The organism is Sulfurospirillum sp. hDNRA2 (assembly GCF_024206095.2).
GTDB lineage: Bacteria > Campylobacterota > Campylobacteria > Campylobacterales > Sulfurospirillaceae > Sulfurospirillum.
In genome coordinates, this window is the sequence record NZ_CP159800.1 from 1,009,406 (window position 1) to 1,034,221 (window position 24,816).

The 24,816-nt window shown below is 43.7% G+C and carries 24 protein-coding genes; 14 read left to right on the top strand and 10 right to left on the bottom strand.

Features of this window, described 5'->3' with window-relative positions; genetic code table 11:
* The first annotated feature begins 14 nt into the window (after positions 1–14).
* Entirely contained in the window at positions 15–221 is a 207-nt protein-coding gene (locus NL930_RS05175; protein WP_039672774.1) for a heavy-metal-associated domain-containing protein, read from the top strand.
* 26 nt (positions 222–247) lie between these two features.
* Here NL930_RS05175 and NL930_RS05180 read toward each other — a convergent pair whose 3' ends face one another.
* Entirely contained in the window at positions 248–1,447 is a 1,200-nt protein-coding gene (locus NL930_RS05180) for an NnrS family protein (protein ID WP_254375898.1), read from the bottom strand.
* The gene (tpx, locus tag NL930_RS05185) at positions 1,431–1,991 is read right to left on the bottom strand and encodes a thiol peroxidase (RefSeq protein WP_254375899.1); all 561 of its coding nucleotides are present in this window, start codon (positions 1,989–1,991) and stop codon (positions 1,431–1,433) included. Before tpx ends, NL930_RS05180 begins: the two co-directional genes overlap by 17 nt.
* A 192-nt stretch (positions 1,992–2,183) precedes the next feature.
* Between tpx and rhuM the strand changes: the two genes are divergently transcribed.
* Together rhuM and NL930_RS05195 are read left to right on the top strand one after the other, a co-directional pair.
* Positions 2,184–3,173, top strand: coding sequence for a RhuM family protein (gene rhuM, locus NL930_RS05190; RefSeq protein ID WP_254375900.1), 990 nt, complete (start codon positions 2,184–2,186; stop codon positions 3,171–3,173).
* 35 nt (positions 3,174–3,208) lie between these two features.
* On the top strand, positions 3,209–3,397 hold the full coding sequence (locus tag NL930_RS05195; protein WP_060825701.1) for a DUF1737 domain-containing protein: 189 nt from the start codon (positions 3,209–3,211) through the stop codon (positions 3,395–3,397).
* Positions 3,398–3,418: 21 nt separating this feature from the next.
* On the opposite strand, the gene NL930_RS05200 is transcribed toward NL930_RS05195, so the two are convergent.
* A complete protein-coding gene (locus tag NL930_RS05200) occupies positions 3,419–5,428 on the bottom strand; it encodes an SH3 domain-containing protein (protein ID WP_254375901.1) in 2,010 nt (669 codons plus the stop codon).
* Positions 5,429–5,486: 58 nt separating this feature from the next.
* Between NL930_RS05200 and NL930_RS05205 the strand changes: the two genes are divergently transcribed.
* The 10 genes from NL930_RS05205 to NL930_RS05250 all read left to right on the top strand — a co-directional run bounded on the left by NL930_RS05205 (position 5,487) and on the right by NL930_RS05250 (position 14,832).
* A complete protein-coding gene (locus tag NL930_RS05205; protein ID WP_254375902.1) occupies positions 5,487–6,815 on the top strand; it encodes an ATP-dependent RecD-like DNA helicase in 1,329 nt (442 codons plus the stop codon).
* Positions 6,816–6,846: 31 nt separating this feature from the next.
* Positions 6,847–7,356, top strand: a complete 510-nt coding sequence (locus NL930_RS05210) for a hydrogenase-4 component G (protein WP_254375903.1) — start codon at positions 6,847–6,849, stop codon at positions 7,354–7,356.
* Between the two features lie 11 nt (positions 7,357–7,367).
* On the top strand, positions 7,368–7,865 hold the full coding sequence (locus NL930_RS05215) for a hypothetical protein (protein WP_254375904.1): 498 nt from the start codon (positions 7,368–7,370) through the stop codon (positions 7,863–7,865).
* Positions 7,865–8,665: an ATP-binding protein gene (locus NL930_RS05220; protein ID WP_254375905.1), complete on the top strand. Its 801-nt coding sequence runs from the start codon at positions 7,865–7,867 to the stop codon at positions 8,663–8,665. The genes NL930_RS05215 and NL930_RS05220 overlap by 1 nt, the downstream gene beginning before the upstream one ends.
* The gene (locus tag NL930_RS05225) at positions 8,655–9,308 is read left to right on the top strand and encodes a CDC27 family protein (RefSeq protein WP_254375906.1); all 654 of its coding nucleotides are present in this window, start codon (positions 8,655–8,657) and stop codon (positions 9,306–9,308) included. Before NL930_RS05220 ends, NL930_RS05225 begins: the two co-directional genes overlap by 11 nt.
* Positions 9,305–9,844: a hypothetical protein gene (locus tag NL930_RS05230; RefSeq protein WP_039672754.1), complete on the top strand. Its 540-nt coding sequence runs from the start codon at positions 9,305–9,307 to the stop codon at positions 9,842–9,844. Before NL930_RS05225 ends, NL930_RS05230 begins: the two co-directional genes overlap by 4 nt.
* A 68-nt stretch (positions 9,845–9,912) precedes the next feature.
* On the top strand, positions 9,913–11,943 hold the full coding sequence (locus NL930_RS05235) for an ATP-dependent helicase (RefSeq protein WP_254375907.1): 2,031 nt from the start codon (positions 9,913–9,915) through the stop codon (positions 11,941–11,943).
* A gap of 61 nt (positions 11,944–12,004) precedes the next feature.
* Entirely contained in the window at positions 12,005–12,397 is a 393-nt protein-coding gene (locus tag NL930_RS05240; protein WP_039672752.1) for a rhodanese-like domain-containing protein, read from the top strand.
* A 9-nt stretch (positions 12,398–12,406) separates the two neighbouring features.
* Positions 12,407–14,143 (top strand): thioredoxin domain-containing protein, encoded by a 1,737-nt coding sequence (locus NL930_RS05245; RefSeq protein ID WP_254375908.1) that lies wholly within the window; start codon positions 12,407–12,409, stop codon positions 14,141–14,143.
* 101 nt (positions 14,144–14,244) lie between these two features.
* Complete coding sequence (locus NL930_RS05250) at positions 14,245–14,832, top strand: hypothetical protein (RefSeq protein WP_254375909.1); 588 nt, start codon at positions 14,245–14,247, stop codon at positions 14,830–14,832.
* Positions 14,833–15,209: 377 nt separating this feature from the next.
* On the opposite strand, the gene htpG is transcribed toward NL930_RS05250, so the two are convergent.
* The 7 genes from htpG to NL930_RS05285 all read right to left on the bottom strand — a co-directional run bounded on the left by htpG (position 15,210) and on the right by NL930_RS05285 (position 21,996).
* A complete protein-coding gene (gene htpG, locus NL930_RS05255; RefSeq protein ID WP_254375910.1) occupies positions 15,210–17,081 on the bottom strand; it encodes a molecular chaperone HtpG in 1,872 nt (623 codons plus the stop codon).
* Between the two features lie 145 nt (positions 17,082–17,226).
* Complete coding sequence (locus tag NL930_RS05260) at positions 17,227–17,916, bottom strand: 1-acyl-sn-glycerol-3-phosphate acyltransferase (RefSeq protein WP_060825712.1); 690 nt, start codon at positions 17,914–17,916, stop codon at positions 17,227–17,229.
* Positions 17,894–19,000, bottom strand: coding sequence for a hypothetical protein (locus NL930_RS05265; protein ID WP_254375911.1), 1,107 nt, complete (start codon positions 18,998–19,000; stop codon positions 17,894–17,896). The genes NL930_RS05260 and NL930_RS05265 overlap by 23 nt, the downstream gene beginning before the upstream one ends.
* Entirely contained in the window at positions 18,993–19,664 is a 672-nt protein-coding gene (gene purQ / locus NL930_RS05270; RefSeq protein WP_039672745.1) for a phosphoribosylformylglycinamidine synthase subunit PurQ, read from the bottom strand. The genes NL930_RS05265 and purQ overlap by 8 nt, the downstream gene beginning before the upstream one ends.
* On the bottom strand, positions 19,658–19,903 hold the full coding sequence (purS, locus tag NL930_RS05275) for a phosphoribosylformylglycinamidine synthase subunit PurS (RefSeq protein ID WP_060825714.1): 246 nt from the start codon (positions 19,901–19,903) through the stop codon (positions 19,658–19,660). The genes purQ and purS overlap by 7 nt, the downstream gene beginning before the upstream one ends.
* A gap of 21 nt (positions 19,904–19,924) precedes the next feature.
* Positions 19,925–20,638, bottom strand: coding sequence for a phosphoribosylaminoimidazolesuccinocarboxamide synthase (gene purC / locus NL930_RS05280; RefSeq protein ID WP_039672741.1), 714 nt, complete (start codon positions 20,636–20,638; stop codon positions 19,925–19,927).
* A gap of 14 nt (positions 20,639–20,652) precedes the next feature.
* Positions 20,653–21,996 (bottom strand): S41 family peptidase, encoded by a 1,344-nt coding sequence (locus tag NL930_RS05285; protein ID WP_254375912.1) that lies wholly within the window; start codon positions 21,994–21,996, stop codon positions 20,653–20,655.
* Between the two features lie 227 nt (positions 21,997–22,223).
* Between NL930_RS05285 and NL930_RS05290 the strand changes: the two genes are divergently transcribed.
* The gene (locus tag NL930_RS05290) at positions 22,224–24,797 is read left to right on the top strand and encodes an ATP-dependent Clp protease ATP-binding subunit (RefSeq protein ID WP_254375913.1); all 2,574 of its coding nucleotides are present in this window, start codon (positions 22,224–22,226) and stop codon (positions 24,795–24,797) included.
* Positions 24,798–24,816: the final 19 nt, after the last annotated feature.

Consider the following 24,816-nt stretch of genomic DNA (forward strand, 5'->3'; position numbering starts at 1 on the left):
TCAAAGGAAAATCTATGGCAAATATAACCTTAACGGTCAAAGGCATGAGTTGTATGGGATGCGTCAAAAGCGTCAAAGGCGTGTTGGAGGCGATCCAAGGCGTGAGCAAAGTCGATGTCGATCTAGCCAGCGGAAAAACCATCATCGAATACGATGCACCGATCGACGTCAGCGTGTTTGAAAAAGCGATCGACGAAGCGGGTTTTGAAGTCGAGCAATAATCGTGCTTGGGAGTAGGCGAATGCGCCTACTTCTCGAATAAAATCTTAATATACCGTTTTGCCCACAGTCCAAAAATCAGTATCCACAAACCGGCAACCGTTAAAATCGCGTGCATGTAACCTATCTGCGGAAAGATACCGGCAAAAATCCGTAAAAGCGTCATCGCTTGAATCAATCCAAAAAGCGTTATCGCATACGCATCCGCTTTGGGCGTACGTCCCGAATGTCCCAAAATAACGCGGGTTCCAAAACCGATCAAAACAGTGGTAAAATACCCCAATGCCAAAGCATGAAGCGGTGCTTTTTCGATGTAAATCGAAGCACTTAAAAGTGCGCTAAAATCGTGTACGACGAAAAGCGCAAAAGCAACGGGAACCCACCAAATCGAAAGAAACAGTACCCATAAAATTGCCGGGGCTTTGCTAAAGGGCAAACGCCATTTGAAAAGTTCGTAGGTCACGATAGCAAATAACGCACTATCCGCTACAAAAGCGTTGAGCTCGCATCCTTCCAAAAGCACTTTAAGCATCAATGCGGCAAAGACGCTCTCTAAGAAATATGTGCTTTTGTTGATTGTGTAGCCGGCAACCGTATTGGACGTAAAAAACGGCATCATTTTTTGCGAAACGATCAAAACGATCAAAAAGAGGTAAAGGTAAAATCCGCTTCCTAATGCAAAACGGTAGACGTCGACGAAGAAGTCGGCGAAAAACAAGAGTTGCGAGAGCATACCGAATGCAAACGCAACGAGCATCCACGTCGTATCTTTTTTAGCGGAGACGTGACTTGCTTTTTGCATTTGCCAAAGCGTCTTAAAAAGAAGGCAGTATCCGACGAAAATAAACGCCATCGCAAGAAGCGTCGCTTTTTGGGAAAACAATGAAAGAGCGATAAACAGTACCCCGCCGCCGTTAATCAGCCAGACAATCGGCATATACGTTTTTTGCGCAACCGAAGGACGGGCTAAATAACGAGGAAATACCGTCAGTAAAAACCCTGCAAAAAATTGCGTAAAAATGACAAATGCCATCGCGTACGCATGGTAAAGTCCAAGGCTTACATGTAAGCTGAAAAGCCCCGTATATACGAATCCTAAAAGCGACACAAATAAAAGCCCTTGCATCACGCCCGCAAAGAAAAAGATGCGGTGTGGTTGGGCTTTTAAGTTCTGAAGAGCCGTCGTTTTAGGCGGCTCTGGTGGGGTTAAACTACTGACAAAAACCACAACAACTAGCCCCTGCCTTGGCTGCATCGATAGCGGCAGTTAGCGCTTCGTCATAATTAGGCTCTTCGGTAATCTCGGGAACCACCTGTTTGTACACGATCTTGCCGTCTTTACTGATCACAAAAAGGGCGCGCGCACATAACCCTTGAAGCGCTCCATCACCGATGAGCATGCCGTATGTGCGTGCGAACGCTTTGTCTCTAAAGTCACTACCGACGGTGAGATTTTCGATGCCGGCAACGTTGCAAAACTTCGCCGCCGCAAACGGTAAGTCCATCGAAACAATCGTCACGTCGATGTTCTCATGCTTCGCCGCTTCTTGGTTAAAACGTCTCGCTTCGGCGTCGCACACAGGCGTGTCTAAAGAGGGAACAGCGATGATGAGTTGCGCTTTGTTGCTCTCACCACCGATGGTTTTCTCCTGCAAATCAGGCGTCGTTACTTTCACCAAAGGCGCATAGTTTCCCACCTCTTGATACTTCCCCTCCAACTTTACAGGAGTTCCTTTAAGAGCTGTCTTGTCAATTTTCGCCGTAAAAATCATGTCAATCCTTTCTCGTATTTTATATGAGAGCAATTTTATCCCATTTAAAACAAAAAAACCTTGATCTACATCTAGGAATTTGAAAATCTTTTTACATGTAAAGTCTTATTTCATCGTGAAATATTTTTGAAATGTGAGACTAAATCAAGCTAGAATGAGCGTAAAGTTTTACATGTAAAAAGGGAAACTCAAATGGAAAATCAAAATGTTGTTTTATATACCGATGATTTGGGACATGTGAATTTAGAAGTGAGCTTAGAGAATGAGACAGTTTGGCTGAGTCAAAAGCAACTATGTGAACTTTTTGACAGAGACAAATCGGTCATTTCTAGGCATATTAAGAACATCTACAAAGAAGGTGAACTTGAAGAAAATTCAGTTGTTGCAAAAAATGCAACAACTGCGAGCGACGGTAAAACCTATGTTGTTGAATTTTACAATCTCGATATGATTGTCTCTTTAGGGTATCGTGTTAATTCAAAACGAGCGACTGAGTTTCGAAAATGGGCGACCAATGTTTTGAAACAGTATCTCATCAAAGGCTACGCCCTCAACCACCATCGCATCAATGCTCAAAGTCTGAGTGAACTTACCGCCACGATGGAGTTGGTGCGAAAAAGCATCGAAACGCAAGAACTTAGTAGCAACGAAGCCAAAGGATTGCTTGACATCATCAATAACTATGCCAAAACGTGGGCATTGCTTCAAGGCTATGACGCAGACGCCCTTCATGCACTGCAAGGTACGCTGCATCAAAGGTTCATTTTAGACTACGATGAAGCCAGAAGTGCCATCAAAGCGCTCAAAAAAGACCTAATGGCAAAAGGCGATGCAACAGAGCTTTTCGGCAATGAAAAAGCGAGCGAATTTCAAAGCGCACTGCTCAATATCTATCAAACGTTCGGTGGGGTTGATCTGCTTCCAAGCATTGAAGAAAAAGCGGCAAATCTGCTCTACTATGTCATCAAAGACCATGCATTTAGTGATGGCAATAAACGCATTGGCTCGTTTTTGTTCATTCTTTTTTTACATAAAAACGGCATCGCTTACAAGCCAAACGGAGAGCCTAAAATCAACGATAACGCTTTAGTCTCACTTGCTCTTTTAGTCGCCGCAAGTGAGCCAAGTCAAAAAGAGCTGATGGTCAAACTTATCGTCAATCTTTTAGGCGAAACAGACTAAAATACGTTTACATGTAAAGATTGAAAGGAGGAAAAATGCAATACAAACTGATCACAGGACCTGATGACTCAACCTTTTGTGCAAGAATCACGGAGTTTTTAAATAATGGCTGGAAGTTACATGGCAATCCTGCCATAACGTTTAATGGTCAAACAGTCATAGCAGCACAAGCGATTGTGAAAGAAGAAGATAAAGACGTAAAGGCGTGCGGTTTTACGAACTAAGAGCTTTGCGTGACAAAGCTCTTAGTCAATGCTTTCAAACAACTCAGGTCGGTACTCAAAGTGCATCGTGTCGTAGTGGTACCATCTGCCGCCCCAGACGAAGCCGTGTTTTTCAAAAATATCGACGATCTCTTTGGGAAATTCATTGTGAAAGGTATGCGTTTTGTCCCATTGCCAGTAGCGAGAGTAGTGGGTGTCTAGGTCGATGGCGATGCCGTAGCTGTGAGCACTGAGGCGTTCGGTTTTGGCGATTTTTCGGTAGTAGTACGTGCCGTCGACTTTTTTGAGGTACTTCATGTACTCTTCAGGGAGTTTGTCTAGCTCATCGGAGACTTTTTGAAGTTGTACGCTCGCGTTTTCGTTTTTGTTAAATTGCAGTTTTTTGCCGCCGTGGTTGGGAAGCCAGTTTACGGTTGTGAGGTTCTTTTCGATCTCGCTTTTGCTCGTTCCGTAGAGTTTTTTCAAAAAAGCATCATTGCGAAAGCGACCTGGGTCATCGTTGAGCGCTGGAGCGGTGATGGGTGCAAAAGCGGGGTATTTTTGGCTAAACATATCTTCGATGTCCGCATTTTCGAGCAACTGATCAAAGGTTTTTACTTTTTTATCATCATACGGCAGGGTGCTTCCATCCATAAAAAAGACGGTATTGTCCTTGATGACTTTCACACTGGGGTATTTTTGCACAAGGTTGTTGCTTTTAGGATTGGCAGGTTTGATAGTAATGCCCTCAACGCGGTTGATGAGGAGTCCATTTTCAGGTACATTGGGCTGATTGGCGCCAACATAAAGGTCAGAAATGATGGCTTTACCGATGACATTGCGACCCTCTTTGCCATCCTCCATCGTTCGCACTCCCCAGATGTTTTGCATCACAAGTGCTTTACCCTCATACTCGCCCGCATAGAGCATAATGTGACCTTTGAGATAGATCAGGCTTAAAAAGGCTATGCCGTTTTTGAGTATCATCGCTTCTTTTTCCTTCGGTGTGAGATCTTTGAGCGAGACGTATTCGCCAAAACTTTTTTGTGCGGCTGAATTGCGTGGAATCCAAATGCCAAAAGGGGAAAGGAAGTCGCGTGTCATTGCCGAGCAGTCGCGGTTAGCAAGGTAACCGCCCCAGCCGTATTTTTCGCCCAAAAGTGCGTCTCCGATTTGGCTGAGATTTTCTTTTGTAAAATCAATCGGCACGATTTGCGCAACACTTTTTGGGATGCGCAGTTCTAATTTTTGCGCCTGAAAGTTGGCATCGCGTGTGTACATGTACGCGTGAAAAAAGTCATTGTCCTCACGTGGCACGATGGGCAAGATAGCGCCTATTTTGGCGTAAGTGATGAAGCGCTGTTGGGCATTGTAAAGCGGCACATTGTCTTTGACGATGGCGATTTTGGTCGCGTTGATAAACTCGGTTCGCTCGGGAGCGTTTACAAGTACGAAACTCTCCGTTGGAATCCACCCTGAAGCAAATGAGCTCTCCACAAATGCCCAAGCACCATCACGGCTGTAGTGTGAAATGATAATGGGTTCTGCGATGTGAATGCGTGAGGTTTGCAAGTAGTCAAAGGGGTAGCCTTCTCCCGGCAAGGTTGTCTTTTTGAAAAAAGGCTTTTCAGTAGGAAGGTTGCGCATCTGCGCATTTTGGATCATAATCGCATGGGCATTGATGCTTCCATACGCCTCTTTGTTGGTACTTTGGATGATCGCATCGATCTCGTCGCCATCGATGAGCTGTAAGTTCTCGCCATAGTAGCGATTTTTCAGTCCGTACGATCGGTTTGCCCACAGTGCGTCCTCTTTGTCGTGGCTCACATGCGTTCGAAACCAAGGGCTGTAGTAGCGGTAGGTAAAGTCATCTTGTGCGACCTTTTGCGGCGAGACATTTTGCGCTAAAAAGTCTACTTTTTGCGGGTACAAAAGCATCGCGTTAGAAGCCGCATTTTGGGCTACAACCGCTTGGGGTGTCGGCTCTTTGGGTGTACAACCGCTGAGAAAAAAGAGTGTACATGTAAAAAGAAAAATATTTCGTAATGACATATGTGAAGCCTTGAATTTTCTTAATGCTATAATACCAAAAACAACTTAGGAAGCCTCTTTGAACGTAGCACAAAAACTCATCGACATTTTAAAAAAAGAGAACGTATTGCTCACAGGCGGTGCGGGAGTGGGCAAGAGTTATCTGGTCGGTGAAGTGGTGACGGAGCTTCGAAAAATCGGCAAACAAGTGGTCGTTCTTGGCAGTACAGGTGTCAGTGCGGTCAATGTGGGCGGTCAAACCTTGCATAGCTTTTTTGCGTTTGGCATCTGCAATCATCTCGATGAACTCACCCGTCATGATCGCTATACCAAAGCCAGACTCATGGAGATCAAAAAGGTGTTGACACGCTGCGATCTGTTGGTCATCGATGAGATCAGCATGGTTTCGGCTGATCTGCTTGATATGATCTATTATCGTTTGAGAAACGCTGGGTTTGAGGGAAGTGTGCTGTTTGTGGGCGATTTTTTCCAGCTTCCTCCTGTTTCAAAAGGCAAAGACGATAGCCTGTGGGGTGGATTTGAGTATGCGTTTGAGAGCAGTTCGTGGAATGCTTTTGAACCAGTGATCGTGGAGCTGACCATCACGAAGCGTACGCACGATGTGCAATTTTTTGAGCATCTGGGCAAGATACGACGAGGCATTTTGGAAAACGATACTATCGCGTACCTTGAAGCGTTGCGTGCCAATGTAGGCGTGTGGGACAATGATCCGACCGTTTTGTTCGGCAGAAATAAAGAGGCGGAGATGCTCAATATTCAAAAATTGGCACAGATCGAGAGCGAGCCTATTGTGCTGAAAGCGAAAGAGAAAGTACACGAGCAATCTTTACATGTAAACAAGATCGAAGGGTGGAAAAACGCGCTTCCCATTCCTGTGGATTTGACGTTGAAAGTGGGCGCGAAGGTGCTCTTTTGTACCAACAAATGGGGTAAATACTACAACGGTGAAACGGGCATCGTTCGTGCCATCGAGGGTGAGAGCGTTTTGGTGGAAAAAGCGGGTGAATGGGTCAAAGTGGAGCGCCAAGAGTACACCTTGCATGAAAATGTCGTGATGGAAGGCGAAGTCAAAGAAAAGCCGCTCGTTTCGCTAGAACAGTTTCCGCTCAAACTCGCGTATGCTATCACGATTCACAAAAGCCAAGGCATGAGCATCGACTCTTTGGTGTGTAACATCAACAACATCTTTGAAAAAAGCCAGTTTTATGTGGCGATTTCGCGCGCTCGTTACCCTAAACAGCTTCTGCTCGACTACCATTATCAGCGCTTTTTTGAGCATTTGACACGGTGTGTGCAAGTCTCTCCCAAAGTGGGTGAGTTTTACCGAAAATCAGACATCTTAAAAATCGAAGAGCCCAAGCCAGATTCACTTTTTGATGCGTTTTGACGATTTACATGTAAAATACAAGGAGTCACCCATGGAACTCAATGTCAGTTACGAAAGCACGTCTAGCACGACAACACGCGCAAGCAATGTCTCTCTTGAAGAGGCACAAAAAAACAAGCTGAGCGGGAAAGATATTTTTAACAGTTACTTGGCAGAGTACCAAAAAGAGATGATGGCACAATCACGTGCGACGTTTGGTACACAAGCCGATACATTTCGTTTAGCCGACATTGGCTATACGGGAAAACCCATTGGGCAACTCAGCCAAGATGAAGCCAAAGCCTTGGTCGCAGACGATGGCTTTTTTGGCATCGCACAGACGAGTGCGCGCATCGCCGATTTTGTCATCAACGGCGCTGGCGATGATCTTTCTAAGCTTCAAGCGGGACGCTCGGGAATGCTTCAAGGTTTTGATGAAGCCGAGAAACTTTGGGGTGGAAAATTACCTGAAATTAGTTATACTACGATGCAAAAAGCACTTGAAAAAGTTGATGCACGCATCGCCGAACTTGGCGGGAGTGTACTCGATACATCCGTATAACAAAGGCTCAAATGAGACGCATTTTTATCGCATTTTTACTCTTACATGTCAGTCTTTTTGCCGAGACGTTGGCAATTGAGCATTTCAAAGCCAACGTCTTTGCAAAGTCCGATAAAAAGCCCGTTGAGGTAACGCTCGGGCTTATTTTTGAAGGCAACGATATTAAGAAAAACGAATACAAAGCCATCGATGCGCTCAATATCGTCATCGGCAGTTATTACGCCGAAGATTTGGTTACCTCACGCGGAAAAGAGCTTTTAAAAGCGACGTTAATCGCATATGCCAAAAAAACACACAATATAACGATCGATTCGGTTTTTATTAAAGAACTCACCGTGAAAACCAATCCAACCACCCAAGAGATCGTCGAAGCGATCAAAAAAGAGGGCGTTTTTCAGCAACAACAGCAAAATACCGCACCCAGACAACAACAATCCCCGCAACTCAACCTTGCACCGCCTTTACCGAAGCGTTCGTTAATCCCGGAAGAAAATGGAATCAACTTTTAATGCGTGAATTCGAAGCCGCTAAAGAACTTTTCAAAGACGCTATCGATCCGTCGTTTTATTTTGACAGTATCAGTGCCGAAATTGCACGCAAAAAGCTCCAAGAATCCATCGGAGACGAGTCCGTGCCGTTGATTTTTATCGTCGGCGATCCGGGCGTGGGAAAAAGTCATATGATGCGCTTTATGCATCACGCGACGGCGGTACGTTCGCTAACCGTTTTTATCGATCATCCGTTTTTTGAACCTAAAGATTTATTTAAACAGCTCTACGACGTGCGCGGTATGGAGTTTTCGCCGCATAAGACGCAAGGCGAGATGCTTGAAGAGTTATTCGAAGCTTTCGTCGGATTGCGATGTACGATTTTCATCGATGAGGCGCAACTGCTCAACGACGATCAATTTGAGCTGATTCGTATTTTGGGAGATTATAAACTGTTTCAATTCGTCTTGGCGATGCACAAAGACGAAGGGGTACGTTTATTGCGTAAAAAGCAGTTTCAAACCCGTTCAAAATGGGTCATAGAGTATGGAAATCTCGACGAGCACGAAGTCCTACGCTATATCCATGCTTTGCTGATGTCCCATTCGTACGGCGATATTGCGTGTATGTTTTCCAAAAGTGAAGCAAAATTTATCACGCGTTACACGCAAGGCAATTTTCGCACGATTAAAAAATTTTGCTATACGTTGATGAAACTGCTTGCCTATGCGCATAAAAACAACCTTGCCAAATACCGAAAAATAACGCGTTGCCTTTTAACGATGACGGCACTCGATATAGGACTGATTCATGACGCCTAATCGTTTTTTGGACTTGGAAAAACGGTGCGCTAAGCTCCGAAAAAAACGTACGATGAAGATTTTAAGCCTTTGTTTAGGGCTTTTTTGCCTTACGGTGGCGGTTGTTTATGCGTATCGTCCCGCTTGGTTCGGCATTCATCACCTCAAGAGCGATACACCGATCGTCGCTCCGGTTGTGACTAAGTCCGCAGAGACGATTCCCACTCTCGTTTCCGTACCGCCGATTGAAGCGGCACCTTTGAATGAGGTTGCCAAACCCAAAGCCAAAGAGGTCCTTTTTTTAGGCGTTAGCGGTCTGCACTCTAAAGCCTCTTTGCCCGAAAAAGAGTCCGAAGAAGCTTTACGTGCCCTACAAGAAGAGCGCAAGCTCGTCGAAGCTTTTTCCAAAGAACCCGATTTTAAAAATGCGTACGCTTTAGCGGAGTTTTATTTTCATCTTCGAGCCTATCAAGAGACGATTCTTTGGGCACAAAAAGCAAGCACGTACGATACCCATTCGCCGCTGCCTCGCCTCTTGTACGCCAAAGCAAAATTTCATCTTGGCTATCCGCAAGAAGCTATAAGCTCTTTAGAATTATTTTTAAGCTATATTAAATCTCCCGAAGTTGAAGCACTTCTCACTTTTTACAAAGGACAGCAATGAAAATTTTAGTTGTATGGTTTGGACTTTTGTTGACGATGTCTTACGCTTATACGTATAAAGAGCTTACCCGCGATTATGAGGCAAAAAATTACGATAAAGTCTGTAACGACGCCGCTTCTCAAAGCTATTTGAAAAATGAGAAAAACGAGCAAATTTTGGTGATGATCGGAGACGCATGCGCCAAAACCGATTCGATTAACCCTTTAGGAAATATCTCAAAAAACCTTATCAGCACGAAAGAGTACCGTGAAAGCGGTTCGTATTTTGCTACGCTGCTGCTTCAAAAAAAGCTTATCTATCAATTTATGCACGATGCGATCAACCTTAAAGAGTTAACCTTACCGCGAACCGATCATGTGCTCTCACGCGTGTTTGAACAGCTTTCAAAAGGCAATTACAAAGAAGGTTCCAACGGCATCGAAATCACGACCGATACGATGGACTATCTGCTATGGCTTTCCAAAGACGAGCCGAAAAAAGTCTATATCGATGAGCATAAAGACGGAAAATTGGTTCAACGTCACTGGTATTTGTAAACGTTTTTACCTAGATTTTGGGTGAGTTGGACTACAATTTCGCCTCAAATGTTTTTTCTAGGAATACCATGCCTCTAAGCCGTTTAAATCCCGAACAAAAAAGTGCCGCAACCGCACCGTTAGGGTACAATCTTATTATCGCAAGTGCCGGAACGGGCAAAACGTCTACGATCGTGGCACGTTTAGCCTACTTGCTCGGACGAGGCATCGCCCCTTCTCAAATACTGCTTTTAACGTTTACCAACAAAGCCGCCGCCGAGATGATCGAGCGCGTGGGCGTTTTTTTTAACACGTCGATTACCTCTCAAATCGAATCGGGAACCTTTCATGCGGTCAGTTATCGCTTGCTCAAAAAAATGGGCTACAACATCGTTTTAAAACAGCCTAAAGACCTGAAAATTTTACTCAAAACCATTGTGGAACGAAGACGGTTCGATCATATCGAATCAGGCGTCAAAGCTTACAGCGCGGGTTATCTATACGATCTTTTTTCGCTCTATCAAAACAGTACCGTGACGCAAAGCTTTACCGAATGGTTGGCGGAAAACGACAGTGAACACGGCGTTTTTTTTGACATTTACGAAGATATTTTTGAAGAGTTTAAAGCGCTCAAACACGAATTCGGATACGTGGATTTTAACGATTTGTTGATTTTGATGCGCGAAGCGTTGACGAAAAACGATCTGATCGGTTTTGAGGAAGTCCTAATCGACGAGTACCAAGACACGAACACCTTACAAGGCTCTTTGATCGACGCGTTTCGTTCCAAGTCTCTTTTTTGCGTAGGAGATTACGATCAGAGTATTTACGCCTTTAACGGGGCCAACATCGACATCATCGGCTCTTTTGCCACACGTTATCCTCATGCAAACGTTTTTACCCTCAATAAAAATTACCGATCATCTCATAAAATTCTCTCCTTAGCCAATCGCGTGATCGAACAAAATCCAAGGCTCTACGAAAAGCACTTGGAAGTTACGCGCGAAGGAGCGTTTGAAGCACCGCAACTGCTGATTTACGATGAGTTGTTCGCCCAATACCATTCCATCGCTTCGTTGATTCGCAATTCCGCCAATCCGCCGCAGGAAATTGCCGTTATTTTCCGCAATAACTCTACCGCGGACGGCATTGAGGCAACGCTTCGAGAACAAGGCATTGCCTGTAAGCGAAAAGGAGGCATCAGCTTTTTTGACGCGGCTGAAGTCAAGGCGATGTTAGACCTTGTAGGCGTTGTGGTCAATCCCAAAGATATGATGGCGTTTATTCATACGTTTGAGTATGCTAGAGGCGTGGGGAGTTCTCTTTCGAAAGAACTTTTTGACGCCCTTTTTAAATTGGGCGAGGGCAATATTTACGAAGGGTTTTTTCATCCCAAATCCGGCGTCGAAGACCTGTTTAAAAAACGTCCCAAAAACCATCAGTTAGGGCTTTTTGATGAGATTTACGATTTGGGTAGCGTGAGCCGTTTTTACAATTTGGGTTTTGAAGAGCTATTTTTATCCAGTCCGATTTTAAAACACCCGCGTTTGAGCGTTGATGGAGCGAAGTTTTTATACCAATTTTACAAATTTATGAAACATGCCACGCGCATTAAAACGCCGCAAAGTCTCATCAATCACGTTTTAAGCTCCGAAGTATTCAGCGCGATCGCCGAAACTTTGGCACTTAAACGTTCGATTAAAAAAGACGGCAGTGTCGATGAAAAACAAAAAACCGAAGCACGCTCACGCATCTTTCGCAAAGGGCATCTGCTCAAAGACCTCTCAAGTTCGTACGCTTCGAGCGAGCGTTTTTTAAATGCCTTAACGTTAGGAAGTAACGAAATGAGCGAAGGCGAGGGGGTTAATTTGCTCAGCATTCATGCGAGCAAAGGGCTGGAGTTTAAAGAAGTCTACGTCATCGACCTCATGGACGGACGTTTCCCCAATCGAAAGTTGATGCAAAAGGGTGGAAGTTTGGAAGAAGAGCGACGTCTTTTTTACGTGGCGACCACACGGGCCAAAGATACGCTTTATCTTTCGTATGCCAAGTACGACAAAATCAAAAAGATCAGCTATACCCATTCGCCGTTTTTAGTTGAAGCGGGAATGGTACATTAAGTTTTAAAGTCGTCTCTTACTTTAAACGGATAAAATAACTCCTAAAAATAGAGGAGTTATAATGCGTAAAATCGGTCTCTTTTTAATCTTTCTGAGTTCATTTCTTTTTGCAGATTTGCGAAACGTTGAAGTCGACGAAGCCGTCGTCAAAAGCGGTATAACGGTCGTGGATATTCGCACTAAACCCGAGTGGGCCGATACGGGTGTTGTGAAAGGTGCGGTTTTGTTGACGTTCTTTGACGAGCAAGGACGCTACGACGTCGATGCCTTTTTAAAAGAACTTGACAAACATGTCAGTAAAGACAAAGAATTTGCTTTGATCTGCCGTACGGGAAGCCGAACTTCCGCCGTTTCGGATTTGCTTTCCAAACAAGGTTACAAAGTCGTAAATCTACGCGGCGGTATGAAATTACTCCTTCAAAAAGGCTACGTACCTACGCCCTACAATCCTTAGGAGTCTAAAATGCACACGAACGAGCTGATACACGAGGATTCTCCTTATTTGTTGCAACACGCGCACAATCCTGTGAATTGGATGGCATGGAGCGATAAAGCCCTTGCCAAAGCCAAAGAGGAAAACAAACTGATCTTTCTTTCCATCGGGTACAGCACCTGTCATTGGTGCCATGTGATGGAACGTGAGACGTTTGAGGACGAGGTGAGTGCAAAGCTACTCAACGACTCATATGTCAGCATCAAAGTCGATCGTGAAGAGATGCCTGATCTGGATAAATACTACCAAGATGTGCATTATCTACTCACCAAACGCGCCGGCGGTTGGCCGCTGAGCATCATTATGACACCACAGCAACAAGTGATTTTTGCAGGAACCTATCTGCCGCCGCAAAGTGCTCAGGGGCGCATGGGGTTTCGTGAACTTACGAGTTTTATCAAAGGAAAGTTTGACGATGCGTACGAAGAGGTGCAAAAAAGTGCCGTGAGCATTGAAGCGGCGATCAAGCAGTATGAGCGCAGTTTTGAGCAAAAAGAGCACATTGATGCAGGCACGGTTCTGGAAACATTTGTGAGCAAGGTGAAAACGAGCTACGATGATGTTTCCAAAGGCATCGGAAGTGCGCCAAAATTTCCCCATGCGTCCACGTGGAATGCGCTTTTAGATATTTACGCCCAAACTAAAAACCTTGAAGCGTTGTATATGAGCGAAGATGCGCTGTTTGCGATGGCACAAGGAGGCATAAACGATCAAATTGAGGGTGGCTTTTACCGTTACAGCGTCGATGAGGCTTGGGTGATTCCCCATTTTGAAAAGATGCTTTATACGAATGCCGAACTCATCGAAGTCTATGCCAAAGTGTTTAAAATCACGCAAAAACCGTACTTTCAAGAGGTTATTGACACAACCATCAAAGCGATGGATGAGCGGTTTTTAAAAGAGGGACTTTACCTTAGTGCGAGTGATGCTGACTCCGAGGGAGAAGAGGGCAAATACTTTGTATTTGGTTTTAAACAAGCCCAAGAAGCACTTTTAAACGGTGGATTAAGTGAAGTAGAAACGAAAGCCGTGATGGACTATTTTGGCATTACAAAATTTGGGAATTTCGAGCACCAAACCACTAATCCTACTCTTACATGTAACGATAAACCTGTCCGTTTAGATGAAGCCATTGTGATTTTAAAGGCGGAACGTCAAAAGGTAGCGTATCCGTTTATCGACACCAAAATTTTGACCGCGTGGAATGCGTTAATGGTCACAGCACTCTTCGAGGCAGACAAGATTGAAAAAGCAAAAAGCGTGCTTGATACACTTTTAAACTCTTTACATGTAAACGGTATTTTGTACCATCAGATGGTTTTAGGCGGTAGTTTGAAAGTGGAAGCATTGTTGGAAGATTATGCCTTTTTGATTGAGGCATTATTGCGAGCTTACGCGTATAGTAACGAAGCACATTATTTGGAACTGGCAAAGAGACTCAGCCATGAAGCGGAGCAGAAATTCTACAAAGAAGGCACATGGTACCTCTCCGATAAAGCCTTTCGTGCCAAAGCCGTTTTGGAAGATAATAGCTATAAAAGCCCGCTTTCAACGATGATCAAAAATCTGTTTGAACTCGCAAAAATTGAGGATGATACGGTGCTCTTTATTCGAGCGAAAGATATGTTGGAGAGTTTTGGAGCTGGCATTCAAAAGTATGCGCACGCATACCCAGAAGCGGTGAGGGCAGTTGCACTTTACATATAAAAAGTTAAAAGTTTAGCCCTGACCCCTTATTTTCAAAGTTCGGCAATTTTGAACATCAAACCACCAATCCTACGCTTACATATAACGAAAAACCTGCCCGTTTGGATGAAGCCATTGCTATTTTAAAAGAGGTGCGTCAAAAGGTCGCTTACCCGTTTATCGACACGAAGATTTTGACATCGTGGAACGCTTTAATGGTTACAGCACTCTTTGAGGCGGGCAAGAGTGAGAAAGCAAAAGATGTGCTAGATACGCTTCTAAAAACCTTACATGTAAACGGCGTTTTATACCATCAAATTGTCTTAGGTGGCAGTTTGAAAGTGGAAGCATTGCTCGAAGATTATGCTTTTGTCATTGAAGCTTTATTGCGTGGTTATGCACATACCAAAGAAGCAAACTACTTAGAGTTGGCAAAAAAACTCAGCCATGAAGCTGAGCATAAATTCTACATTAATGAGACATGGTATCTCTCCGATAAAGCGTTTCGTGCCAAAGCAGTTTTGGAAGATAACAGTTACAAAAGTCCGCTTTCAACGATGATTAAAAATCTTTTTGAATTGGCGAAGATTGAAGATGATACGGCACTGTTTATAAGAGCAAAAGATATGTTGGAGAGTTTTGGAGCGGGTATTCAAAAATATGCGCATGCGTACCCCGAAGCGGCGAGGGCAATCACGCTTTACATGTAAAAAGTTAAAAGCTTAGCTCTTTTTTTTGTTTAACGTTTAAAATGAGCCAATAAATTGCTCGCAGGGTAATTTATTGGCTCCACTGATTTGTTAGACTTTAATTACTTTGAACATATCAAAAATCATAACCTTAACCCAAACTGCTAGTTGGGGAAAAGGTCTAAAAGTTGCTTAAAACTCCATAAAAAGCCGTGGGAGGCGAGATTATGGAGCGAGACATTATAACAGTTTACTGTTTAATTGATGAGAAAATATAGGGGTCAGGGCTTTACTTTTAACTTTTACTATTTTATGAAAATGGAGGTTTCATGTAGCTTGGAGAAGTAAGGGTCGTTCTTTTTTACATGTAAGGAAAATCCTTACATGTAAAGTTTGTTTTAAAGCGCTTTCGCGATAAAACGGTTCAAACGTTTAGCAAAAGCAGCTGTATCTTCGATCTTCATACCTTCTTGAAGTTTTGCTTGGTCAAGGAGTAAGAATGCGATGTCATTAAGCTCTAACAAATCAGATTTTGCACTTAACTTTTTGAAAATCTCATGTTCAGGATTGATCTCTAGAATCGGCTTAACGGCTGGAAGGTTGTCTTGTCCCATCTGTTTGAGCATCTGTTGCATTTGGAAATCGGGATCGTTTTTATCGTACACAAGGCATGAAGGTGAATCACTCAAACGACTTGAAATTTTGACATCTTTCGCATCGTCTTTTAAAATCTCTTTCATTTTGACTAAAATCTCTTTATACGTTTTTTCATCCTCTTCAACTTTGGCTTTATCTTCTTTGATCTCTTCGTCGATGTCGGAGTTATTGACCGGTTTAATTGGCGTTTTATCGTATTCGCCCACCATTGGGAAGACGATGGCATCGACTTCTTCATCAAGAAGCAAGACTTCAATATCTTTGGCTTTAAACTGCTCAATCAGTGGCGAATTACGAAGGATTCTTTCATTTTCACCTGTGATATAGTAGATGCTTTTTTGATCTTCTTTCATGCTCTCTTTGTACTCTTTAAGGCTGACAAGTCCGTCACGTTTAGACGATTTGAAAAGCACTAACTCTAAAAGCGCTTCTTTGTTTTCCCAGTCATTGTACAAGCCTTCTTTGATGACGCGACCGAAGTTTTTGTAAAATTCAAGGTATTTGTCGGTGTCTTTTTCTTTGAGTGATTTAAGTTCGCTCAAGATTTTTTTAACCGAAGCTTTTTTGATGGTCTCCAAAATTCGGTTTTGTTGTAAAATCTCACGGCTGACGTTAAGCGGTAAGTCTTCCGCATCAATGATACCGCGAACGAAACGTAAGTAAGTCGGTAAAAGTTCTTTTTCATCGTCGGTAATAAAGACGCGTTTAACGTAGAGTTTAACGCCCGGTTTGTAGTCCATACGGAAAAGATCGAACGGCGGTTGTGAAGGAATGTAAAAGAGCGTGGTGTATTCATGCGTGCCTTCGGCTTTGGTGTGAATCCACAGTTGCGGTTCGGTGCTATCGTGAGAGATTTGTTGGTAAAAGTCTTTGTACTCTTCCGGTTTGATTTGACTTTTTGCTACTGTCCAAAGTGCGCTCGCTTTGTTGATCTGCTCATTTTTGATTTCGCTGCTTTTTTCTTTGCCTTCATCGTCATACTCTTTGACTTCTTTGTCCATAAAAATAGGGAATTGGATGTGGTTGGAGTATTTTTTAATGACGTTTTGAATGCGGTAAAACTCTAAAAATTCATCTTCATCGTCTTTGAGGTAAAGGGTGATGGATGTTCCGTGGCTCTCTTTGGATGTTTCGGCAATTTCATATTCCGCACCGGCTTCACTGCTCCACATGTAAGCTTTTTCTTCACCGGCTTTTTTGCTTAAAACTTCGATTTTATTTGCCACCATAAAGGCTGAGTAAAAACCGACACCAAATTGACCGATGAGGCTAGAGTCTTTCTTTTTGTCGCCGCTAAGGTTTTGCAAGAAGGATTTTGTACCGCTTTTAGCGATAGTTCCGAGGTTTTCGACCAAGTCCTCTTCGTTCATACCGATACCCGTATCGCTGATCGTTAGGGTTTTGGCTTCTTTATTGATCGCAATATCGATACGAGGAACGTAAGAAAGAGCCTTATATTTTTCGTCTGTTAACGTTAGGTAGTTTAGTTTGTCGAGTGCATCAGAGGCATTGGAGACAAGCTCACGCAAAAAGATCTCTTTATTCGAGTAGAGCGAGTGAATCATCAGGTCTAAAAGTTGCGTCACTTCGGTTTGAAAAGGGTGTTTTGACATCGTAGTTCCTTTGTTAATGTATGTATTTGTTGGGTTTTTTCAAATACTTTTAGGTTTGAAAGTATTTTGAAAAATCCGAAAAACGGCGTTATTGTAGCAAAAAATAAAAAAAGAAAACGCCACTTTTGTGACGTTTCTCTTAACGTCATGCTTGGTTTAAATTGCTTTGCAGTGTTTGATTCATCGCGTCGTACATCTTCTCAAACCATTGCTCGTCGGCTTTGGGATCGATGGGATCAAGAAAATGCACATGGACTTCTCCGCCGTTTGCCATAAAGTTTTGCGAGTCGAGAACGTAGCGCGCACCCGTGATGAGAGCAGGTTGTACGACAAGGTCCAATTTTTCCGCCAATGCTTTGGCTCCGCTTTGGAATTTTAAAAGCTTATCGCCTCTTCCTCGTGTACCTTCGGGAAACATCGCAAGCACACGACCTTCGCTAACGCGCTCTTTGCCTTCTTTAAGCATTTTGATAATGGAGCGTTTATCTTTTCGATCGATCGAAATCATACGAGGTGCCGGGATAATATGCCCAAAAAGCGGGATATCTTCAATCTCTTTTTTAGCGATCCAACAGAGATTTTTAGGGTAAATCGCTTCGAGCGTCACGATGTCGAGCAAACTTTGATGGTTCATGACCAACAAGGTCGTCTTAGGCGAAATGTCGCCGTGGGTGACGATCTTAAATCCGATCAAATAGGTTTGAAGATTGGCCCACGTTTTTCGAATGCCGTGCGTACGGTTTCGAAACAGATACATTAAAACGATCGTGATCAAAACGGTCACGACGAATTCGATCATAACGAAAAAAGCTCTAATTCTGGGTAATATTTTCACGTTGCGTCCATCCTATTTTCCCATCAGGAAGTAAGATTTTGATGTAATTATCGCGATCGCCGAGCCTTTCGACGTCCAGCATTTTATCGTTCGTAAAAAAAACCGTGGAGCGTTCGGTCGGCAAAATCATCAAAGCGCTATTGGCTTTGAGTTTGACTTTATTTAAAGGGTTTTTATCCAAGAAAAACAGTGCCGTAAAAATTAAAACGGGAAGCAGATAGTACCAGCGTCGTTTCTTTAAAAGAATGACAAAAAAGACAAAAGCAAAAACACCGTAAGCGATCGTTTTGTAAAACTCGAAAATACTCTCTTTCGGGTTGAGCCCCAGTTGGGTACTGACTTCGTCGCTTTCGATGATGACCGGAAGCGTTATTTTTTGAAATTTATTGCTCGGAAGATCAAAATAGGTAAACTCGAATTCGCGTTGATAATTGGGGATAATGGCGTAATAGTAAATCTTCTCGCCGTTAGCGGTTTGAGAGTACGAATCGATGCCGCTTTTAGCGATACCGCCGAGTTTAAAATCTTGCAGATTCGCACCGCTTGTTTCAATCTCCAAAACAACGATGACGTTTTTAGCATCGAAAGTCGTCGTTTTGTACTTATTGACGTTAAACGATTGGGCGATAACGTTGCAAAAAAGAGGATCGCTTTTGAGTTGAACGACGGAAGGAAGGCTTAAGCCGATGATTTCGCTCTCTAAGGCTTCTTGATTTTGAATCAACGAGACGCTTAAACGCGGCATGGAAGCATTTTTAGACGTGACTTTGAAAAGAAACGTCGCATAATACGTATTGGAACCCGCCGATTCCCACGTCGCTTGAGGATTGAGGACGACGACGTTAGAACCTTCTGAAAAAGTGTTGCTTAACGCATCGACTTTGCTCTTGGCAACGATGGCTTTAACTTTAACGCTAAAAACTTGTCCGATATAGACTTTTTGCGGGCTGGATTCGAGCGAGACGAACAGCGATTTGGAGCGTGACGATGTTTCCGCAAAAACCCCTTCTTCGGCATAAAGGCTTTGGAAGAGGATAGCAAGAAGGATAAACGGAAGTAAAAAACTTCGTATAAGCTTAGTCAAGAAAACCTCGGAGCATTTTGACGCCGTCGTCTGAGCCCAAAATCGCTTCAATCGCACGCTCGGGATGCGGCATAAGACCGAAAACGTTTTTGGCTTCGTTACAAATGCCCGCAATCGCGTCGATCGAACCGTTAGGATTTTGAGGAGTGCCTTTTTCATCGCAATAGGTTAAGAGAACTTGATGCTTAGCATAGAGTTCTTTGAGCCCTTCCGGATCGATGTAAAAACTTCCCTCACCGTGAGCGATAGGGATGTTGAGCACTTCGCCAACAGAACATCGGCGTAAAAAGGTATTGTCGTTGTGAACGACTTTTAAGTGATGAAATTGCGAAATAAAATGGACGTTTTCATTACGTTTCATCGCTCCGGGTAAAAGACGCGCTTCGACTAGCATTTGAAATCCGTTACAGATACCGAGTACCTTTCCGCCTTGTTGGGCAAACGCGATGACGGCTTTCATAATCGGTGAAAATTTAGCAATAGCCGCACTTCGTAAATAATCGCCGTAGCTAAAACCTCCGGGGAGAACCACAAGATCGGTTCCCTCGGGTAATTTTTCCTCTTTATGAAAAACCAAAACAACTTCTTGACCTAATTTTTCGAACGCATATTTCGTATCGATTTCACAGTTGGTTCCCGGAAATACCGCGACGGCGACTAACATGCGGGAAACTCGATCGTATAGTTTTCGATAACCGTATTGGCTAAGAGTTCTTCACACATAACGGTTACGCGTTCTTTTGCCTTGGCTTGATCGTCGGTCGCAACCTCGAGAATAATCTGCTTTCCGATACGTACGTCGCCGACTTCGTCAAATTTGAGCGAAGCGAGCGCATGATGGACGGCTTTTCCTTGCGGGTCGAGAACGCCGTTTTTCAGTTGAATATTGACAATAACTTTCATCGTTTCGTTTTCCTTCAGTATTTAGTGCGAGAGTATACGTTTTAAAACCTCTTCGTAAGCAACTTTGACGCTGCCGAGACCTTGTCTAAATCTATCTTTATCGAGTTTTTCGTTGGTATCCATATCCCAGAAGCGACAGCTATCGGGGCTGATTTCATCGGCAAGGAGAATCGTGCCTTCTTGATCGACGCCAAATTCGACTTTAAAATCGACGAGTTTGAGTTTGCGTTCTGCGAAAAAGCTTTTCATGATTGCGTTGATTTCGCGACCCAAACGTTTGAGTTCTTCAAGATCCGATTCGCTTTTGACGAGATTGAGCAATAAACAATGTTCGTCGTTGATAATAGGATCGCCGAGTGCATCGTCTTTATAATAAAATTCTACCAAGGTAAACGGAAGAACCGTACCGTCTTTGATACCCAGACGTTTTGCCAATGAACCGGTTGCGATGTTACGGACGACCACTTCGATAGGAATAATTTTAACTTTTTTAATCAATTGGTGCGTATCGTCAAGCGTTTTGACCAAATGCGTTTGGATACCGTGTTGTTCCAAAAGATGAAACAACTGCGTACTGATTTTACAGTTGAGTGCGCCTTTTCCTGCTTCATTGCCTCTTTTTTCGGCATTAAATGCCGTCAAATCGTCTTTAAACTCGGAAATCAAGAGATTTTCGTCATCGGTTACAAAAAGTTTTTTACCTTTACCTTCGTATATTAACGCACCTTTGTTCACAGAAAGCTCCTCGCTTATTTTTTAATAGAAAGTACCTTGATAATGTCAACGGCACTTTTGAGTTGTAAATCTTTGTAAAGATTCTCTTGGGTTACGATCTCTTTATTGGTTGTTTTAGAGTCCTTACCGCCCTTCGCTTTTGTTTTTGCCTCTTTCGTATCCGCGACCGCGGTTGTTTTATTTTCGTCTACTTTTTTAAGTTCACTTTCAAGGTGTTTTTTCAAATCTTTTTCTTTAATCGTCTGTTCGTTGGTTTTATTCGGTACGTCGCCGGGATAAACGACGATGTCCGGCACGACGCCTTCGGCTTGAATGGTACGACCGCTTGGGAGGTAATAACGTGCGATGGTTAAGCGGATGGCTTCGTTATCGACGACGGGAAGAATGGCTTGAACGCTACCTTTACCGAACGTTTTTTCACCGACGATGACCGCGCGTTTGTGGTCTTGTAACGCACCGCTGACGATTTCGCTGGCACTGGCACTTCCGCCGTTGACGAGAACGACCAACGGTTTTTTGGTAATCATATCGGCTTTGTTGGCTTTATATTCGGCGTTTTCGGACTCGACGCGTCCTTTTTGCGAAACGATGATTCCCTCGTCGACGAAAAGGTTTACCAATCCGACGGCTTGGTTGAGAAGGCCTCCGGGATTGTTGCGGAGATCTAAAATAATACCTTTAACGTTTTTGTTTTTGTTGATCGCTTCTTGAACGTCGCCTACGATGTTTTTATCGAAGTTAACGACGCGAACGTAAAGCATGTTTTCGTTTTCGACAGTTTTGGTATAAACCGATTCGATTTTAATAATATCGCGGACGATGGAGATCAGTAGGGGTTTTGTCTCGCCTTCGCGTACCAAGGTTAGCTCGATACCGGTACCGGGTTTACCTCTCATGATATTGACCGCTTCGTCAATCGTCATATTTAACGTTGATTGTTTATTGATTTTTAGGATAATGTCTCCGGCTTTGACTCCTGCTTTATCCGCAGGCGTTCCTTCCATCGGAGCGATAACGGTTAAGGCTCCGTCTTTTTGACCGACGGTAATTCCTAAACCGCCGAATTCGCCTTCGGTTTGAATTTTAAGGTCTTTAAGATGTTTCTCGTCTAAATACGAAGAGTGCGCGTCAAGGTTGGTTAAAAGTCCTTCGATTGCTTTCGTGACGATATCGTCGATTTTAAGGTCGTCGACGTAGTATTTTTCAATCGTAGCCAAAACACGCGTAAATTTGGCAAGCGATGCAAGGCGACTTTTTTCTCCTTCGGGAGTTTCCGCAAAGAGTGTCGAAGAAAAAAACGTTATGAGGGCTACAAACGTAGCGATGAAGCCGAGGGCGGCAAAAGATGGATGTTTCATAGGGTGTGTTTAACTCCTAGCAAGAGATGCATATATTTGGAGTGTTGATTATAGTGGAAGTTCCCTAAAATTTCTATGAAATCCGAGGGCGGATCGGTAGGTTTAAAACGTTTGACAGGTCGGTATTTAATGCTAAAATAGTCGCCATACATAATGCCTTAGTGCTAAATAAACTTGACAACAATAGACTAAAGTTATATAATAGCGTAAAAATCAAAGGAGATGCGATGAACTCACTTTTTGAACAACTTACCAATCAAATGCGCGAGGCGATAGAAAGCGCTATTAGCCTATCTTTACATTCGAAAAATCAAGAGGCAACCCCTTTACATGTACTTTGGGGATTGATTACCAATTCGGCTTCGATTCTCAATCAAGTCTTTACTAAAATGAACATCGATAAGAGTGCTATCGAACTTGAAGTCAAAAGTGAAATTCAAAAATTACCGACGGCTTCTTCGGTGACGAAAGAGAATATCACCGTTTCGCGTGCTTTAGTCGAGACGCTTCAAAAAGCCGAAGGCTTAATGAAACAAAAAGGCGACAGCTATTTATCGGTCGATACGTGGCTTTTGGCAAACGTCGACAACGATCCTTTTAAAAAGATTTTGGGCAAATACTTAGACCTATTGCAATTTAAAAAGAATCTTGAAGCGTTGCGCGGCGGTAAAAAGATCGACAAACAAAGTGCCGACGATACTTTAGAGTCTTTGGATAAATACGGTATCAATCTGACCAAACTGGCTGTCGAAGGCAAGCTCGATCCGGTGATCGGACGCGACGAAGAGATCAGTCGTATGATGCAGATTTTGATTCGTAAGACGAAAAACAATCCGATCTTAATCGGCGAACCCGGTACGGGTAAAACGGCGATTGCCGAGGGATTAGCCTTGCGTATCGCGCACAACGACGTGCCTTTAAGCTTGCAAAACAAAAGCGTGATCGCGCTTGATATGAGTGCGTTAATCGCCGGAGCCAAATACCGCGGCGAGTTTGAAGACCGACTCAAAGCCGTCATCGACGAAGTGAAAAAAAACGGCAATATTATCTTGTTTATCGACGAAATTCACACCATCGTCGGTGCGGGTGCCAGTGAAGGCAGTATGGACGCGGCGAATATCTTAAAACCAGCCCTTGCCAGAGGCGAGCTTCACACCATCGGTGCGACGACCTTAAAAGAGTACCGCAAGTATTTTGAAAAAGATGCGGCTCTGCAACGTCGTTTCCAACCGGTCACGGTCAACGAGCCGAGCATCAACGAAGCGTTACAGATTTTACGCGGTATTAAAGAGCATCTTGAAGCCCACCATAACGTTAGCATTCAAGACTCCGCACTGGTCGCGGCGGCAAAGCTAAGTTCGCGTTACATTAGCGATCGTTTTTTACCCGATAAAGCGATCGATTTGATCGACGAAGCCGCGGCAGAACTTAAAATGCAAATCGAGAGCGAGCCCACCGAGCTGAGCCGTATTAAACGCTCTATCAGTACGCTGATGGTTGAAAAAGAGGCACTTTTGATGGAAAAAAACAAAAAGAACGACGAGCGTTTGCATGCCATTGAAAAAGAGCTTAGCGATGCTAAAGAGAAGATGCACGCGCTTGATGCACAGTTTGAAAACGAAAAGAGCGTTTTTAACGACATCGCTTCCATCAAAAGCCAAGCGGAAGCCTTGAAACGAGAAGCGGAAAGTGCGAAAAAACGCAGCGAGTTTAACAAAGCCGCCGAGATCGAGTACGGTAAGCTACCTGAACTCTTAAAACAAGAGGACGAGCTTAAGGCTAAATGGGAAAAGATGCAAGAGAGCGGGACGTTGCTTAAAAACAGCGTCGATGAAGAGATGATCGCAACGATCGTCAGTAAATGGACGGGCATTCCGGTGACGAAAATGCTCCAAAGCGAGAAGACGAAAGTCTTACATGTCGAGGCGTATCTCCAAAAAGAGGTTATCGGGCAAGACGAAGCGATCAAGGCGATCGGTCGTGCGATTAAACGTAATAAAGCAGGTCTTAGCGAGCAAAACAAGCCGATCGGCAGTTTTCTTTTCTTGGGGCCTACGGGCGTGGGTAAAACGCAAAGTGCCAAAGCGTTGGCAAACTTTTTGTTCGATACGACCAAAGCGCTGATACGTTTTGATATGAGCGAATATATGGAAAAACATTCGGTCAGTCGTTTGGTCGGTGCGCCTCCGGGCTACGTCGGTTACGATGAGGGCGGACAACTTACCGAAGCGGTACGACGAAAACCTTACAGCGTCGTATTATTCGACGAGATTGAAAAAGCGCATCCGGATGTCTTTAACATCTTGCTTCAGGTACTCGATGAAGGACGTTTGACGGACAATAAGGGCGTGACGGTCGATTTTAAAAATACGATCATCATTTTAACGTCCAATATCGCCAGTAGCAAAATTATGGAGTTTGAGGGTTCAAAACGCCAAGAAGAGGTGATGAAAGAGCTTCGTGCCTACTTTAAACCCGAATTTCTCAATCGTTTGGACGATATTGTGATCTTCAATCCGCTCACCGAAGACGGCTTGAGAGAGATCGTGAGCATTATGTTTAAAGAGATCGAAACTAAACTCGCCGGCAAAGAGATCAAAGCCGAATTGACGACTACCGCAAAAGCGTTGATCGCCGAAGCGGGATTTGATCCGGTCTACGGAGCGCGTCCTTTGAAACGTGCTTTGTATGAGTTAGTGGAAGACAAATTGGCGGAGCTGATTTTGGAAGATCGGTTGCATGAGGGTGAAAATATCGTCATCGATGCCCAAGAAGGCAAAATCGTCATTCGAAAAAAGTAAGCCTTAAAAGTTACATGTA